At 32.6% G+C, this 14,995-nt stretch carries 17 protein-coding genes; 1 reads left to right on the top strand and 16 read right to left on the bottom strand.

The features are described from left to right. Nucleotides 1-6: 6 nt before the first annotated feature. The 11 genes from ftsY to recR form a co-directional block, all read right to left on the bottom strand. Nucleotides 7-981 (bottom strand): signal recognition particle-docking protein FtsY, encoded by a 975-nt coding sequence (gene ftsY / locus FQU21_RS00160; protein WP_147675999.1) that lies wholly within the window; start codon nucleotides 979-981, stop codon nucleotides 7-9. 410 nt (nucleotides 982-1,391) lie between these two features. Next, nucleotides 1,392-1,544 carry a DUF4295 domain-containing protein gene (locus tag FQU21_RS00155; RefSeq protein WP_147675998.1) on the bottom strand — a complete coding sequence of 51 codons (153 nt, stop codon included), beginning with the start codon at nucleotides 1,542-1,544 and terminating at the stop codon, nucleotides 1,392-1,394. Between the two features lie 48 nt (nucleotides 1,545-1,592). Then, nucleotides 1,593-1,775, bottom strand: a complete 183-nt coding sequence (rpmG, locus tag FQU21_RS00150) for a 50S ribosomal protein L33 (protein ID WP_007648529.1) — start codon at nucleotides 1,773-1,775, stop codon at nucleotides 1,593-1,595. Between the two features lie 26 nt (nucleotides 1,776-1,801). Next, nucleotides 1,802-2,041 (bottom strand): 50S ribosomal protein L28, encoded by a 240-nt coding sequence (rpmB, locus tag FQU21_RS00145; RefSeq protein WP_147675997.1) that lies wholly within the window; start codon nucleotides 2,039-2,041, stop codon nucleotides 1,802-1,804. Nucleotides 2,042-2,118: 77 nt separating this feature from the next. Next, on the bottom strand, nucleotides 2,119-3,372 hold the full coding sequence (locus tag FQU21_RS00140; protein ID WP_147675996.1) for a competence/damage-inducible protein A: 1,254 nt from the start codon (nucleotides 3,370-3,372) through the stop codon (nucleotides 2,119-2,121). Nucleotides 3,373-3,375: 3 nt separating this feature from the next. Then, nucleotides 3,376-3,717, bottom strand: a complete 342-nt coding sequence (locus tag FQU21_RS00135) for an Hpt domain-containing protein (RefSeq protein WP_147675995.1) — start codon at nucleotides 3,715-3,717, stop codon at nucleotides 3,376-3,378. Nucleotide 3,718: 1 nt separating this feature from the next. Continuing rightward, nucleotides 3,719-4,330 carry a fumarylacetoacetate hydrolase family protein gene (locus tag FQU21_RS00130; protein WP_147675994.1) on the bottom strand — a complete coding sequence of 204 codons (612 nt, stop codon included), beginning with the start codon at nucleotides 4,328-4,330 and terminating at the stop codon, nucleotides 3,719-3,721. Nucleotides 4,331-4,523: 193 nt separating this feature from the next. Beyond that, nucleotides 4,524-5,297, bottom strand: a complete 774-nt coding sequence (locus tag FQU21_RS00125; protein ID WP_147675993.1) for a 3'-5' exonuclease — start codon at nucleotides 5,295-5,297, stop codon at nucleotides 4,524-4,526. Between the two features lie 92 nt (nucleotides 5,298-5,389). Continuing rightward, a complete protein-coding gene (locus tag FQU21_RS00120; RefSeq protein WP_147675992.1) occupies nucleotides 5,390-6,721 on the bottom strand; it encodes a dihydrolipoamide acetyltransferase family protein in 1,332 nt (443 codons plus the stop codon). An 84-nt stretch (nucleotides 6,722-6,805) separates the two neighbouring features. After that, nucleotides 6,806-7,900, bottom strand: a complete 1,095-nt coding sequence (locus tag FQU21_RS00115) for a glycosyltransferase family 2 protein (RefSeq protein ID WP_147675991.1) — start codon at nucleotides 7,898-7,900, stop codon at nucleotides 6,806-6,808. A 12-nt stretch (nucleotides 7,901-7,912) separates the two neighbouring features. Beyond that, a complete protein-coding gene (gene recR / locus FQU21_RS00110) occupies nucleotides 7,913-8,530 on the bottom strand; it encodes a recombination mediator RecR (RefSeq protein WP_147675990.1) in 618 nt (205 codons plus the stop codon). Nucleotides 8,531-8,654: 124 nt separating this feature from the next. On the opposite strand from recR, the gene FQU21_RS00105 reads away from it, so the two are divergent. Next, entirely contained in the window at nucleotides 8,655-10,133 is a 1,479-nt protein-coding gene (locus FQU21_RS00105; protein ID WP_147675989.1) for a sodium:solute symporter, read from the top strand. On the opposite strand, the gene FQU21_RS00100 is transcribed toward FQU21_RS00105, so the two are convergent. The 5 genes from FQU21_RS00100 to FQU21_RS00080 all read right to left on the bottom strand — a co-directional run bounded on the left by FQU21_RS00100 (nucleotide 10,117) and on the right by FQU21_RS00080 (nucleotide 14,872). Further along, entirely contained in the window at nucleotides 10,117-10,479 is a 363-nt protein-coding gene (locus tag FQU21_RS00100) for a CoA-binding protein (RefSeq protein WP_147675988.1), read from the bottom strand. The genes FQU21_RS00105 and FQU21_RS00100 overlap by 17 nt on opposite strands. A gap of 240 nt (nucleotides 10,480-10,719) precedes the next feature. After that, entirely contained in the window at nucleotides 10,720-12,471 is a 1,752-nt protein-coding gene (locus FQU21_RS00095; protein WP_147675987.1) for a DUF2326 domain-containing protein, read from the bottom strand. Continuing rightward, entirely contained in the window at nucleotides 12,461-12,712 is a 252-nt protein-coding gene (locus FQU21_RS00090) for an ABC-three component system middle component 8 (protein WP_147675986.1), read from the bottom strand. Before FQU21_RS00090 ends, FQU21_RS00095 begins: the two co-directional genes overlap by 11 nt. A gap of 3 nt (nucleotides 12,713-12,715) precedes the next feature. After that, on the bottom strand, nucleotides 12,716-13,630 hold the full coding sequence (locus FQU21_RS00085) for an ABC-three component system protein (RefSeq protein WP_147675985.1): 915 nt from the start codon (nucleotides 13,628-13,630) through the stop codon (nucleotides 12,716-12,718). 237 nt (nucleotides 13,631-13,867) lie between these two features. Continuing rightward, nucleotides 13,868-14,872, bottom strand: a complete 1,005-nt coding sequence (locus FQU21_RS00080; protein ID WP_147675984.1) for a 3-oxoacyl-ACP synthase III family protein — start codon at nucleotides 14,870-14,872, stop codon at nucleotides 13,868-13,870. Nucleotides 14,873-14,995 lie beyond the last annotated feature (123 nt).

The raw sequence follows: 14,995 nt of genomic DNA, 5'->3' as shown, positions 1-14,995 counted from the left end.
CAACGATTATTTAAAAAACGAATCTACAAATTCGAACTTATTAAACACTTGTAAATCCTCAATACCTTCTCCTACTCCAATATATTTTACAGGAATTTTAAATTGATCGGAAATCCCAATAACAACACCACCTTTTGCTGTACCATCTAATTTTGTTACTGCTAAAGAAGTTACTTCTGTTGCTGCTGTAAACTGCTTAGCTTGCTCGAATGCGTTTTGCCCTGTAGAACCATCTAAAACTAATAAAACATCGTGAGGGGCATCATCAACAACTTTTTGCATCACCCGTTTTACTTTGGTTAGCTCATTCATTAAATTCACTTTATTATGCAAACGCCCTGCGGTATCAATAATAATAACATCGGCATCTTGATTAACACCAGACTGCAAGGCATCGAAAGCCACAGAAGCTGGATCACTTCCCATTTCCTGACGAATCATTGGCACATCTACCCGATCTGCCCAAACCTGTAATTGATCGATTGCAGCGGCACGAAAGGTATCGGCTGCCCCTAAAACTACTTTAAGTCCTTTCTTTTTAAATTGATAGGCTAATTTACCAATAGTAGTGGTTTTACCAACACCATTTACACCAACAACCATAAGTACATAAGGCGTTTTTGCTCCATCTGCCAGCTTTGGTAGTTCTGGAATGGTATATTCAGATTCTTCACCAGAATTTGTTTCGCTTAAAAGTCCTGCGATTTCTTCGCGAAGAATTTTATTTAGCTCTCCCGTTCCTAAATATTTATCTTTTGCTACGCGTTCTTCAATACGTTCAATAACTTTTAAAGTGGTATTTACTCCAACATCACTAGAAACCAAAACCTCTTCAAGATTATCTAAAACCTCATCATCAACTTTAGATTTCCCTGCAACCGCTTTGCTTAATTTACCGAAAAAGCTGGTTTTTGTTTTCTCTAATCCTTTATCAAGGGTTTCTTTTTTTTCCGACGAAAATATTTTTTTTAAAAAGCTCATTCTTTGGTTGGTTATTTATTATAAGAGTTCTTTAAGCCTCTTTATTTTGTTGGTTTTTAACGTAATAACATGTTTTGATAATATTTTAATTTCCGTTTAAACATGTACATAACAAACATGATGCGTTAGGGATTGAAGCATTGTTGAAGCTCTTTTTGTGTGGTTGCACCTATGCAACACAAAAAAGCGACTGCGAAAAGCCCGACCCTTGTGGTAACGCCCAAAATCATAAATATCAAAATCCTTACCAGAAATATTTTACTGCTATTGTGGCAGTTATTCACTAGCTGTATTAAGTATTTTATTTTTAACACCTAAATATAAACACTTTAGCATTCATTTCAAATATAAAAATAAAAAAGCTGCTTTCGAAAACGAAAGCAGCTTTAAATATTGTGCAACCAAGTAATTTACTTTTTAGCTAAAAAGTCGTTTACTTGTTCTGGACTCATAATAGATTCAATAAAAACATAAGCTCCTGTTTTTGGAGATTTTACCATTTTTATTGCTTTTGTTAATCTTTTAGATCCTGTTTGTAATGATGCTACGGATTTCTTTGCCATGACCTATATTTTTAAGGTATTTGAAGTTTTAAAATTAAAACTTCTAAATTATTTAATTTCTTTATGAACTGTCATACGCTTAAGAATTGGATTAAATTTTTTAATCTCCATTCTATCTGGCGTGTTCTTTTTATTCTTTGTAGTAATGTAACGAGAAGTTCCTGGTTGCCCAGATTCTTTATGCTCTGTACATTCTAATATTACCTGTATTCTATTGCCTTTTTTTGCCATTTCCTTTTTATTTTAAATACAGCGAATTACTTCGTTAAAAATCCTTTAGATTTTGCTTCTTTAATTGCTGCAGAAATACCTATTTTATTAATTGTTTTTAAAGCAGATGTAGAAACCTTTAAAGTTATCCAGCTGTCTTCTTCTGGAAGGTAAAAACGTTTCTTTACTAAATTCGCATTGAATTTGCGTTTAGTTCTGTTTAATGCATGAGACACGTTGTTTCCAACCATCGCTTTCTTTCCTGTAAGTTCACAAACTCTTGACATTCTATATAACTTTAAATTTTGTTGCTTAAAATCGAGGTGCAAATATATAAAATGTTTACGTTATGACAATTAAAATTTTATCTATTTTTTAAAATTTCTTTAAATAACATTTCAAAAGCCTTGTTAGCCCCTTTATTTATTACTTTTAACCGAAGGTTGCCTAACATAAACTTTTCTGAATACACTTTAGATTTTGTGGCTATAGCAATATAAACCGTTCCAACCTGAACGTTAGCGTCGCCTTTTGCCGGCCCTGCATTACCGGTTGTAGCAATGGCATAATCTGTATTAAATAAATTTAAAACCTGTTTTGCCATAGCTTCTGCCACTTGTGAGCTAACTACAGATTCGCTATCAATAGTTTCTTTTAAAACGCCTAATATATTAATTTTAGACTCGGTAGCATAACTTACTATGCTTCCTTTAAAATAAGCCGATGCTCCCGGATTAGCGGTAAAACGTTCGGCTATTTTTCCTCCGGTACAACTTTCTGCTGTTGCTACGGTTTTACCTAATTTGGTAAGTTGTTTGCCTATTATAGATTCTATAGAAGCGTCGTCATCTTCAAAACCAACAAATTCTTCTTTTATAAGCGGCATAAGTTGATCTATTTGTTTTTGAACCTCAGAAACCACTTTTTCCTTATCGAATCCTTTAGAAGATAAACGCAAACGCATATTCCCGAGACTTGGCAAATAAGCTAATTTTATTTCTGGAGGTAGCGCATCTTCCCAATCTTCAATTCTGGCGGCGAGCGTACTTTCTCCTAGCCCAAAAATTAATAATGTGCGATGTAAAATAAACGGACAATTAAATTTTTCTTTTAGTTTAGGTATAACCGCTATATCTATTAAGTTTTCCATTTCGAAAGGAACCCCTGGAAGAGAAACAAATACTTTATTGTTTTTTTCCATCCACATGCCAGGAGCTGTTCCTAAAGTATTCATTAAAACGGTGGCTTTAGAAGGTACAAAAGCTTGGTCTAAATTAACTTGCAACAAGGTTTGGCGCACATATTTATGCCAAAGTTCCTTTATATTTTCCTCTACCAAAGTATCTCTAACTAAAGTATCGTTAAAATATTCTGCAATTGTTTTTTTGGTAATATCGTCTTTAGTAGGCCCTAATCCACCGGTAATTATTATAATATCAACACGGTTTTCGGCTTCTTTAAAAGCTTTTAAAATATGTTGTTTATCATCTTGAATAGATGTAATTTGGTAAACCGAAATCCCTATTTTATTAAGTCGTTTAGCGATATAAGCGGAGTTTGTATCCACCACTTGACCTATAAGCAACTCGTCTCCAATAGTTATAATTTCAGCTAACATAGTTTAAAGTTTAAAATCCGCTTTCATTTCTGCCATAGCAAGTTCTACCGACCGCATTACTTTTTCTAGTTTTGGTAAAATATCTACCGATTTCAAAACATCTCTACCCCAGTGTTCTATTTCCAGTAAATCGCCAAGGGTATCTAACTGAAATAAATCTATAGTAGGCTTTAATTTATGAGCTATTTGGTAAGTACGCTGAAAATCTTGTTCTAATATCGCTTCTTTTAGTAATAATATATCCGCTGGTACTTCTTCTAAAAAAACGGCTACTAATCCTAAAATAAAATCTTGATCGTTTTCCGACAGCTCTTTTATTTTACTTAATTTATAATTTCTTTCCATTTTATTTAACAATTATAGAAAACAGTTCTTTTTCTTCTAAAAAACCAACAAGTTTATCGTTAGCTGTAACTTTCCCAACACCAGCTGGTGTTCCTGTAAATATAATATCTCCTATTTTCAAAGTAAAATATTTAGACACATATTCTATTAATTCATCAATTTGCCATAACATGTGGCTAGTATTTCCGTTTTGCACAATTTTGTTGTTCTTTTTTAGTGAAAACGACATTTTGTTTATATCCTCAAAATCGCTAACCGGCAACCACTCGCCTATTACAGCAGCGCCATCGAAACCTTTAGCTTTTTCCCATGGCAAACCTTTTGCTTTTAGTTGTGCTTGTAAATCTCGGGCTGTAAAATCTATTCCTAAACCAATTTCTTGGTAATATTTGTGAGCAAATTTTCTATCAATATGCTTACCCACTCTATTTATTTTCACCAAAACTTCCACTTCGTAATGCACATCGTTAGAAAAATCTGGAATAAAAAAGGGTTGTTTTTTTAATAGAATTGCCGTGTCTGGTTTTAAAAACACTACGGGATCGGTTGGTTTTTCATTTTCCAACTCTTCAATATGCTCGGTATAATTCCGGCCTATACAAATTAATTTCACGAGTTATTATTTTATGTTACTACGCCAAGCCATTCACATATTAGCGCAATTATTATTTTATTTAATTAGGGCGTTACCACAAGGGTCGGGCTTTACACTTCAAGTCCTCGCACTTCCTTCGTCAGGCTGTGGGCTATCCGTTTCAATCCCTAACGCGAATAGCTGTTTAAGCCATAAAACGTCTGTTTTTTTTCTAAATTTTATTGTTCAAACCCCGCAATTTAATGGCTGTTAAAACCTTTTTAGTATACAACGGAAAATCGGCATTTAATAACCAACCAAAATACCCAGGCTCTTTTTCAAGAACTTCGGTTACCAATTTCCCTTTATGCTTCCCAAAGGAAAAACACTCTTCACCATTTTTATTATAACTAATAAAACCTGCAAAATCGGCAAATTTATTTCTAGCACTAAACTCAGCTAAAAATTTGGTGCTATTTTCCAAATCGTCATATTTCTCAATTTGCGCTTTCAATACTTCGTATGTCGCATTGGTATCTGCTTCGGCACCGTGAGCACCTTCCAATTCTTTATGACAATAAAATTTATAAGCCGCACTAAGCGTACGCTGCTCCATTTTATGAAAAATGGTTTGCACATCAACCGATAAGCAACTTTTCATATCGAAATCGATATCAGCACGCAACAACTCTTCGGCTAATAGAGGAATATCAAATCGGTTAGAGTTAAAACCTCCCAAATCGGAATCTTTAATCATGTTATAAATATCGCGAGCCAATGCTTTAAAAGTCGGTTCGTTGGCCACCTTTTCATTGCTTATCCCATGAATTTCGACAACTTCTTTTGGAATATTCATTTCTGGATTTACTAACCAGGTTCTGCTTTCCTTATTTCCGTTAGGGTAGACTTTTAAAATTGAAATTTCTACAATTCTATCTTTAGAAATATTTACACCAGTTGTCTCTAAATCGAAAAAACAAATAGGCTTTGTTAGATTAAGTTTCATTCTTTATAAGGGTTGATTTTTTTTAGATATTGGTAAAAATAAAAAACCCAATCGTTTTAAGGATTGGATTTAAAGTAATATTTAAATAAATTTTAAATTGCTCTGTTAATATCCCAAGCCTCAAGGTAATCGGTAACCGCCTTTACAAACATGCCTCCAAGGGCGCCGTTAACAACACGATGATCATAGGAATGCGATAAAAACATTTTATAACGAATACCTATAAAATCGCCCTCGGGTGTTTCTATAACTGCCGGCACCTTCCTTATCGCTCCTAAGGCTAAAATACCAACTTGCGGCTGATTTATTATTGGTGTTCCCATTAAACTGCCAAAAGTCCCTACATTGGTAACCGTGTAAGTTCCATCTTGAATATCGTCAGGTTTTAACTGATTTAAACGGGCTCTATTAGCCAAATCATTAACCTGTTTTGCCATACCAACTAAATTAAGCTGATCGGCATTTTTAATAACAGGAACTATTAAATTACCATCGGGTAAAGCTGCCGCCATACCAAGATTTATATTTTTCTTTTTAATTATTTTACCATCTTGAAAGGAAATATTCATCATAGGATAATCCCGAAGCGCTTTCGCAATAGCTTCCATAAATATGGGTGTAAAGGTTAAGTTTTCACCTTCACGTTTCATAAAATCTGCTTTTACTTTCTTTCTCCAATTCCAAACATTTGTAACATCGGCTTCTATAAAACTTTGTACATGTGCCGACGTTTGAACCGACTCCACCATATGGTGAGCAACTAATTTGCCCATTCTAGTCATTTCAATAATTTCATCCTCACCACTAGAAACCACCACAGGTTTCGGTACCGATTTTGCCGCCACATTATTTACAGCAGTTGCAGCAACCGGCGTTTCTGTTTTTGGAATGGCAGCTACAGGAGTAACTCCTTTATTTTCAATATAGTTTAAAATATCGTTTTTGGTAACTCGGTTATCTTTACCTGTGCCAGAGATCATGTCTAATTCGGCTTGAGTAACTCCTTCAGCTTTTGCTATATTTTTAACTAGGGGCGAATAAAAACGCGTACCGTTTGATACTATAGAGGTAACGGCTTCTTTAGCTACATTTATGGTTTGTTCAATGTGTTCGGCCGCTTGTACTTCATTGTTTTCAACCTCTACTTGTTCTTCGATATCAGTAGTTGTTTTTTCAATGTCGCCTTCCGTTTCAATTATTGCTATAACTTGCCCAACCTGAACCACATCATCCACATTAAAAAACTTTTTAACTAATACGCCGTCTACTTCACTAGGCACTTCACTATCGACTTTATCGGTTGCTATTTCAACTACCGTTTCGTCTATTTCAATAGTATCTCCAACGTCTTTTAACCAAGAAGTTATCGTTGCCTCAGCAACGCTTTCTCCCATTTTTGGTAACTTTAGTTCAAACTTTGCCATATTAATATTAAAATACTTGTTTTTTAATTTTACCGTGCAAAATTAATGAAAAACAAGCAATTTCTTTGCACAAACCACAGAATACTATTCAAAAACTATGACTTCCCCTTGACTAAAACCATCGGTGCTCCCGATAATAAAAGACGATTGGTTTGGTAATATTTTATAGGTTAACAGGTTATTGGTATTTTTAATAGAATCAATAATCTCTTTATAAGACATCGTATTTGCATCAAAAATAATTTCTGCATCTTCTTTTACCTCATTAAGCTCCTTTTTTAAACGCAATTTTTGTTGCAGTTTAGCTTCTAATTTACTGTTTATATCTTCCGACATAAAAACATATTCTGAAATCGCTTTAATTTTATTTTTACGCACTCTTCTAAAAATAAAAGCAAGCTTTATTCCGGACCAAACTACAAAATCGAAAAGGAGGTTTTGCTTAAAATGCTTCTGATAAAAAATTTGCATGGCACCATAAAAACGACGGGCGTAATTTTTATCTCTTAAAGTACTTTCTCCTTTAAAATGTATAACCGTTGTATGTCCGTAATAGTAATTTTTATAACCCGAAGTTAGCACTTTATATGATAAATCGATATCTTCTCCGTACATAAAATAATCTTCATCGAAACCGCCAATAGCATCATAAACACTTTTTTTAAGCAACATAAAAGCGCCGACTAATATATTCACTTCACCTATGCTTTCTGCTTCCAAATGATTAGCATAATATTGATTGGGATAGCCTAATATTTTTTTTAAAGACACTTTTACCGTTGGAATATTACGTTTACTTTCGGGTAAAAATGTGCCACTTCCGTTCATTAATCTACAACCTACAATACCTAATTTTTCTTTTTTATCCGAAAAATTTAAAAGCTTTGTAAAGGTATCTTCAGCAACTACCGTATCAGGATTTAAAATACATATATATTCACCTTTAGCCAAAGCGACCCCTATATTATTTCCTTTAGAAAAACCTAAATTCTCTTTATTTTCAATGAGTTTTACTTCGGGAAATAGGGTTTTCACCATCTGACAACTACCATCGCTAGAGTTATTATCAACGACAATAATTTCAGCATCAATTTCAGAAATAGCAGCGTATACACTCTTTAAAGTAAGCTCTAAAAAGTAACGTACATTATAATTTAAAATAACAACTGAAAGTTTCAAATAACGGAAATATTAGAGTTTTAAAGACGATTCAAAAGGTATTCTATTAACAATACTACGTCCTAATGTGACTTCATCGGCATATTCTAGTTCATCTCCAACCGAAATCCCTCTTGCAATGGTTGATGTAAACACATTGTAATCCTGAATTTGTTTAAAAATATAAAAATTCGTGGTATCTCCTTCCATCGTTGAACTTAATGCAAAAATAAGTTCTTTAATTTCGCCTTCTTTCACTTTATTTACCAAGGATTCTATATTTAAATCGTGAGGACCAATACCATCCATAGGCGAAATTTTTCCACCTAAAACATGATATAATCCTTTATACGAACTTGTATTTTCTATTGCCATAACATCTCGAACATCTTCCACAACGCACACCACCGATTTATTTCGCCCGGGATTAGAACATATCTCACACAACGCCACGTCGCTAATATTATTGCAAGACTTACAAAATTTTATATCATTTCTCATGGTTTTTAAGGCTTCTGCCAAACCTATAGTTTGTTCTTTAGGTTGCCTTAGCATATGCAAAACTAAACGCAACGCCGTGCGCTTACCAATCCCTGGTAATTGAGACATCTCATTTACAGCGCGTTCTAATAATTTTGAAGAAAATTCCATGGCTGCGAAATTACTATTTAGCTTGGAATTTCGCTAATTTTAATACATACTTTTAAATATCGCCTCTTCCGCTTGTTTATTGAAATTTAATATTCGTATTTTGAAACTTGAAAATCACTTTTTAATGACAGCTACACAAATACTTTTACTAATAGTCGCTTATTTTGGCGTATTAATTTTAATCTCCTATTTTACAGGAAAAGAAGATAGTAACGACGCTTTTTTTAAAGCCAACAAATCGGCGCCTTGGTATTTAGTAGCGTTCGGAATGATTGGCGCTTCGCTCTCGGGGGTTACTTTTATTTCTGTTCCGGGTTGGGTAAACGGATCGCAATTTAGCTATATGCAAGTGGTTTTTGGCTATTTAGCCGGCTATTTAGTTATTGCTTTTGTACTTATGCCTATTTATTACAGGCTAAACGTGACATCTATTTACCAATATTTAGAAAGCCGCTTTGGTACCGTAAGTTATAAAACGGGTGCCTTTTTCTTTTTTATATCTCGAGTTTTAGGCGCCGCATTTAGACTCTATTTAATTGCTATTGTTTTACAAAAATTTGTGTTTGATGCTTATGGCATTCCGTTTATAGTAACCGTAAGTATTTCCATTTTACTTATTTGGCTATATACTTTTAAAGGCGGTATAAAAACCATTATTTGGACCGATACTTTACAAACGCTATTTATGTTAACCGCTCTAATAGTAGCCGTCTATTTAATTACAGATAAACTGAATTGGAGTTTTGCAGATTTTTTAGCTTCGGAAGAACTAACGAAATACAACAAAATAATGATTACCGATTCTATTTTAGCTAAAAGTCATTTTATAAAATCGTTTTTAGGCGGTATGTTTATTGCTATTTGTATGACGGGATTAGACCAAGATATGATGCAAAAAAACCTGAGTTGCAAAACGTTGAAAGACGCTCAAAAGAATATGCTTTCCTTTGCAACGGTTTTAATTGTGGTAAATTTTGTATTCTTATTACTTGGAGCACTACTCTTTATTTATGCTGAAAAATACAACATAGCCATACCAACACTAGACGGAAAAACCAAAACAGATTTACTTTTTCCTGAAATTGCCCTTAACGGCGGATTAAGTATTACCCTAGCTATTTTCTTTTTACTAGGTTTAATTGCCGCGGCATACAGTAGCGCAGATTCTGCTTTAACCTCTTTAACGACCTCCTTTTGTGTCGATTTTTTAGGGATTGAAAAACGCGAAGAACGCGGTAGAAAATCTTTAAGAAAACGCGTTCATATTTTAATGAGTGTTTTACTTATTATCATTATTGTTATTTTTAAATACGTATTGGATAGTAATGTTATTGATAATTTATTAAAAGTAGCTGGCTATACTTACGGCCCACTATTAGGTTTATTTGCCTTTGGCATTTTCACCAAACGAACCATTAAAGACAAACTAGTTTGGGTGGTTGCTTTAGTGGCTTTAACGCTATCCTTTATTATAGGAAATGTGCCTGCCGAAAATTTTGGCGGTTACGTTATTGGTTACGAACTCCTTATTATTAACGGCCTATTTACTTTTATTGGGTTATTTATTATTTCGAAAAAAGTACCACTTAATATTGATTTGTAGCTAAAAGCACTAAAGTACAAGCCACCTCGATTATAATATTGTTTTCCTTTAAAAGTCTATAAAACTCAGGATTTTCGGTGCCGGGATTAAATATAACACGCTGGGGTTTTAACGATACTATATAATTGTAATAAGGCTCTTGCCGTTTGGGGTTTAAGTACAACGTTACTGTATCTATAGATTGGTATGGTATAAACTCGGTATCAATTTCGATACCTGCAACGTTGCCTTTTTTTAAACCAATAGCCACAACCTCGTGTTTATGCGTAACTAATTTTTTAATGGCTCTATTTGAATAGCGTTCTGGTTTTATTGACGCTCCAATTACTAATGTTTTCTTACTCATTTTATTATAGTTATTTCAAAATATACTTAATAATTTTTAAGAATTCAAAAAAAAACAACCTCCTTATAAAACAATAATCAAAAAAAAGCGTTACAATAAAGATAATCAACATACTACACCAAATAATTATTTAGAGTTAGTCACCTTCAATTATAAATCTTGTAACGTGTTTGATTATAATTAATTCTAAAAGCTCGGGTTTACGCCCGAGCTTTACTTATTAATAATAAATTGTTGTTTTTAGAAACTATTCAAAAACAACTTACCAGAGTTGTCTTTATCGTTCAGTCTTAGACAAATATCTTTATCTTCAATTAAATCAGGCATATCTTTCGGTAAATCAGAATCTATTAAAGTGACTATATATTGTAAGTTATATTCTTCACAAAACTCTTTTATTAGATTTATATATCTAATTTTAATTCTGTCGTCCAATCCTTCTAAAACTCCATCGTGATAAACAAATTTGTAGAATGATTTATCAGAGTAATTAACTAATAGTGATAAGTCAAATGCAACGCAAAGTAGTTTTTTATATGTTGTTCCTTGTGATTCAGAAGTTTTTAATAAATCAGTTTTATTTTGGTAATCAGCATTAAATTCAACATTCCCTTGATTATTTAGCTTCAATGAAATTAAAGCATTTGTATCTAATATCTCTTTAATTATAGAGTTAAAAACTTTATTAATATTTGAGTGTTTTCTTTCTGTTAAAGATATTTTTAATTCTGAAATTTTATCATCTATTATTTCTCGTTTTTCTTTTATGTCGTTTTCTAAAATTAAAGTGCTGTCTATGGCTTTTAATTTATCTTTAATACGCTCTACCTCAACCTCAATATCAATTGTTTTTTTCTGATATTCTTTAAATTTTAGATAACTATCTTTCTCTGTCAATAAAGACAATAAATCACTTTTCTGAGATTCAAGTTCCTTGATTTTCTTGTTTAATTCAGAATAATCTAGCTTTAACTGGCTAAGCGTTTCAGATAGATATTTTTTCCGCTCTGTTGTTAAGGATTTTTGAAAATTAATTAAATCGTTATATTCCTTTTTTAATTGCTTAGGGTAATACAAGTTTACATCTTCAAATAGACTATTAATTTCTTTATCGTCAACATCATCATTTATTTCAGATAGTGATGATTCTATTTTGTTAATTTCATATGAAATTCTATATCTATCAGTATTGAATGCCTGAAGTTTTGTATCAATTTCTTCAACAAGTTGCTTGTTTGTAAGAATATCCTCTTTAAAAAAATTGAATTTATCTATTTGGTTTTTAACCCCTGAAAGTTCAATTTTCTTTATTTCTAAAAGCCCTACTAATCTATCTTTTTCAGAAGTATCTATTTGTGCTTCGAGCCTTAAAGTTTGTATTCTTTTCCTTAATTCATCTATTTCCTCTTCAATTTCTAGTTTTTCTAAAATTAAATTCCCTTTGAACCCAAGTAAATCAAAAACAAATGGTTTCCAATCTTTATGTTTGCCTTTAAATTTGTTTAATTTAAAAACATCTAAATAGTCTTGTTGACTTCTTAAAAAATAGGTTATTGATTTTCTGTAGTCCCAATTTGACAAAACATTGAAATCTAAGCATTCATTAAATTTTGCTTTTGCTTTATTTAATGTTAATTCTTCATCCCAATCAATATCCAATTTAAAACTATCTAATTTAGTGTTGTTTAATTTAAAAGATATTTTAGTAGCAGTATTTATAGAACGTTTAACGACTAAATACTTTTCGCTATTTAGTTTGAATTCTCCGTAAAAATCTTGACCAATAAAAAGATTATTACCTAATAATTTATCTGTATTCTTATTATAACTTGATAAGAGTAAAAAATCAACAACTCGAATTAAGGACGTTTTACCTAAATTATGAGTGTCTTCTTTCTTATCACTTTCTATGAACGCAACAGCAGCATTGAATTTGTCATTAAATTCAATATTCTTGAAATTTTTATTAGAATATATTTTACTAATCTTCATTATTGTCGTTGATTAACTTAATTGCGTCAATGTTTTTCAAGTATTCTATTTTGCCAATAGAAAATAAAAAAGTTAAAGAATAATCGATATTGTTTTTTGCATTTACTCCAATTTCACTTACTAACATTTCTTTTAAATCTTCATATTTTATTAAAGTTTCCTTTTTTAGGAAGCCCAAAACTTTGCCTGCAATATAAATTACAGAATATTTAATGTTCGTATGTTTTGTTGGTGTTAGCATAATTTATTCATTAATTCCAATGTCACAGTTATAATACATATAATGTAGAAATAATCGAATCAATCTACGTTTATTTTTTAACTCTGTATTATTTTCAACTATGAAATCATATAAGAATTCTAATATCATTTCAAATTTTTCGAAATCAGTTCTGTGCACAATTATTTTTGCATTTATATCATCAATAGTATTTTCATATTTATCTAAATATTCTTTATTGATTGAATCTGTTAGAAATGCTCTTATCTGTCCAAAATAGATTAGATTTTTTTTGATTACGTTGTCAAAATATTCTTTACTTAGTGCGTTTAATTTGTTTTTATTTTCAATATCGCGATTTTCTGGAATTTTTGACAACTCTCCTTTTTTCTTATCTAATTTGCTGAAAGAATTGACTATAAGTCTTAAATCATTTTCATCAAAATTTAGAGGAAGAAGTAGTTTGTTAAGATTTAATTTTTTTGCAATTGAAGGATATGAATTTATCCATAATTCAATTTGCTCTAAACCAATCACTCTATTTTCAATTCCAGTTTTTGTATCAAAAAGATCCTCAATTTTAGGATGCTGACCACCACTTAATTTTCTGTTTGTAAAAAGTAAATAATAATCTATCTCATCTTTCTTTTTTAATTGTTGGATTGCGGGAATAACACTATTTTTTAGAATTGATTGAAAGTCGCTTTCTGAACAACTTGCATTATTTCTTTGAGTGTGTTTTGCTTGAATAATAATTTTACCTCTCCAAGGTTCTATTTTACTTGGGTAATTATTAGCTGTTCCGTTAAATTCGGCATCCCTTCCACCATCCTTACCTTCAGAAAAAACGATAGTTCCAATTCCTAAAATCTCACTACAAATTAATGCAACTAAGATTTCAAAATCACTATCTGTTAAGTATTCTAATGGGTATTTCATAATGTTTGCAAAGGTATTAAATTATACCATTAAGTGTATTTGAATCTCTATTTTTAACGCATCTCAACCACCAAACACTCACTAGTTAAACCAACTACACCCTCTGCCTTGCAAACACACGCGTTAAGGATTGCAATGAAAAGCCCACAGTGCCCCTGATGAAATCGGGGCGCGAGGACTTGTAATGGAAAGCCTGACCCGAAGGGGAACGCCCATATTTTTATAGTTAAATAATTTTTACCATTTTATAATAACACTTCCCCAAGTAAAGCCGCTACCAAAAGCTGCTAAAACGACGTTATCGCCTGCTTTTATTTTGCCTTCTTCCCATGCTTCGGTTAAGGCAATGATAATGGATGCCGCGGTGGTATTACCGTATTTTTGAATGTTATTAAACACTTGATCGTCGGTTAATCCAAATTTTCTTTGAATAAATTGTGAGATTCGTAAATTGGCTTGATGCGGAATAAACATATCGATATCTTCTTTCTGCATATTGTTTTTTGCCAAGCCTTCCATGATGACTTCACTGAAACGCACGACGGCATTTTTAAAAACAAATTGTCCGTCCATGTATGGAAAATATGAGATATCCTGATCTTTAGCGTTTAAAATTTCGGGAACCCAATGCCCGATACTTGGCGATTCTACGATAAGTTTATCGGCATATTTACCTTGACTGTGTAAATGTGTGGATAGAATGCCTTTTGTGTTATCCTCTTCGCGAGACAACACGCAGGCTCCTGCGCCATCACCAAAAATAACACTTACGCTACGGCCTCGTGTGGTTTTATCTAGTCCGTTACTATGGTATTCGGCACCAATGACGAGCACGTTTTTATACATGCCGGTTTTTATAAATTGATCGGCCACCGACAATGCATACACAAAGCCTGAACATTGGTTTCGTACATCGAGCGCTCCAATGGTTGGCATATCTAGCATATCTTGAATTTGCACGCCACAACCTGGGAAATAATAATCGGGACTTAGTGTGGCAAAAACAATAAAATCGATATCGTCTTTGGTTAACCCGGAGCGCTCTATGGCAATTCGGGCAGCTTTTGCTCCCATTACTGCCGAGGTATCTTCTGAGCCTTCTTTTATCCAGCGGCGTTCTTCAATACCGGTTCGCTCTTGGATCCAAGCATCGTTAGTGTCCATTAATTTTGACAAATCGTGGTTAGTTACCACGTTTTCTGGTACGTATTTCCCTAAACCTGTTATTTTTGAATTGTACATGCGCTTGATAGATTAGTTAGGCAAAATACAATAAGTCTTTTAATTCGTCAAATTTCTATGGATTTAAAAAGCAACGGCGCTATTTTTTAAATTATCAATAATAACGATATAATTTAAAAGCGT

It is taken from the genome of Algibacter pacificus (assembly GCF_008033385.1).
GTDB classification, from domain to species: Bacteria; Bacteroidota; Bacteroidia; order Flavobacteriales; family Flavobacteriaceae; genus Algibacter; species Algibacter pacificus.
This window is presented reverse-complemented; position numbering and strand designations above follow the sequence as displayed.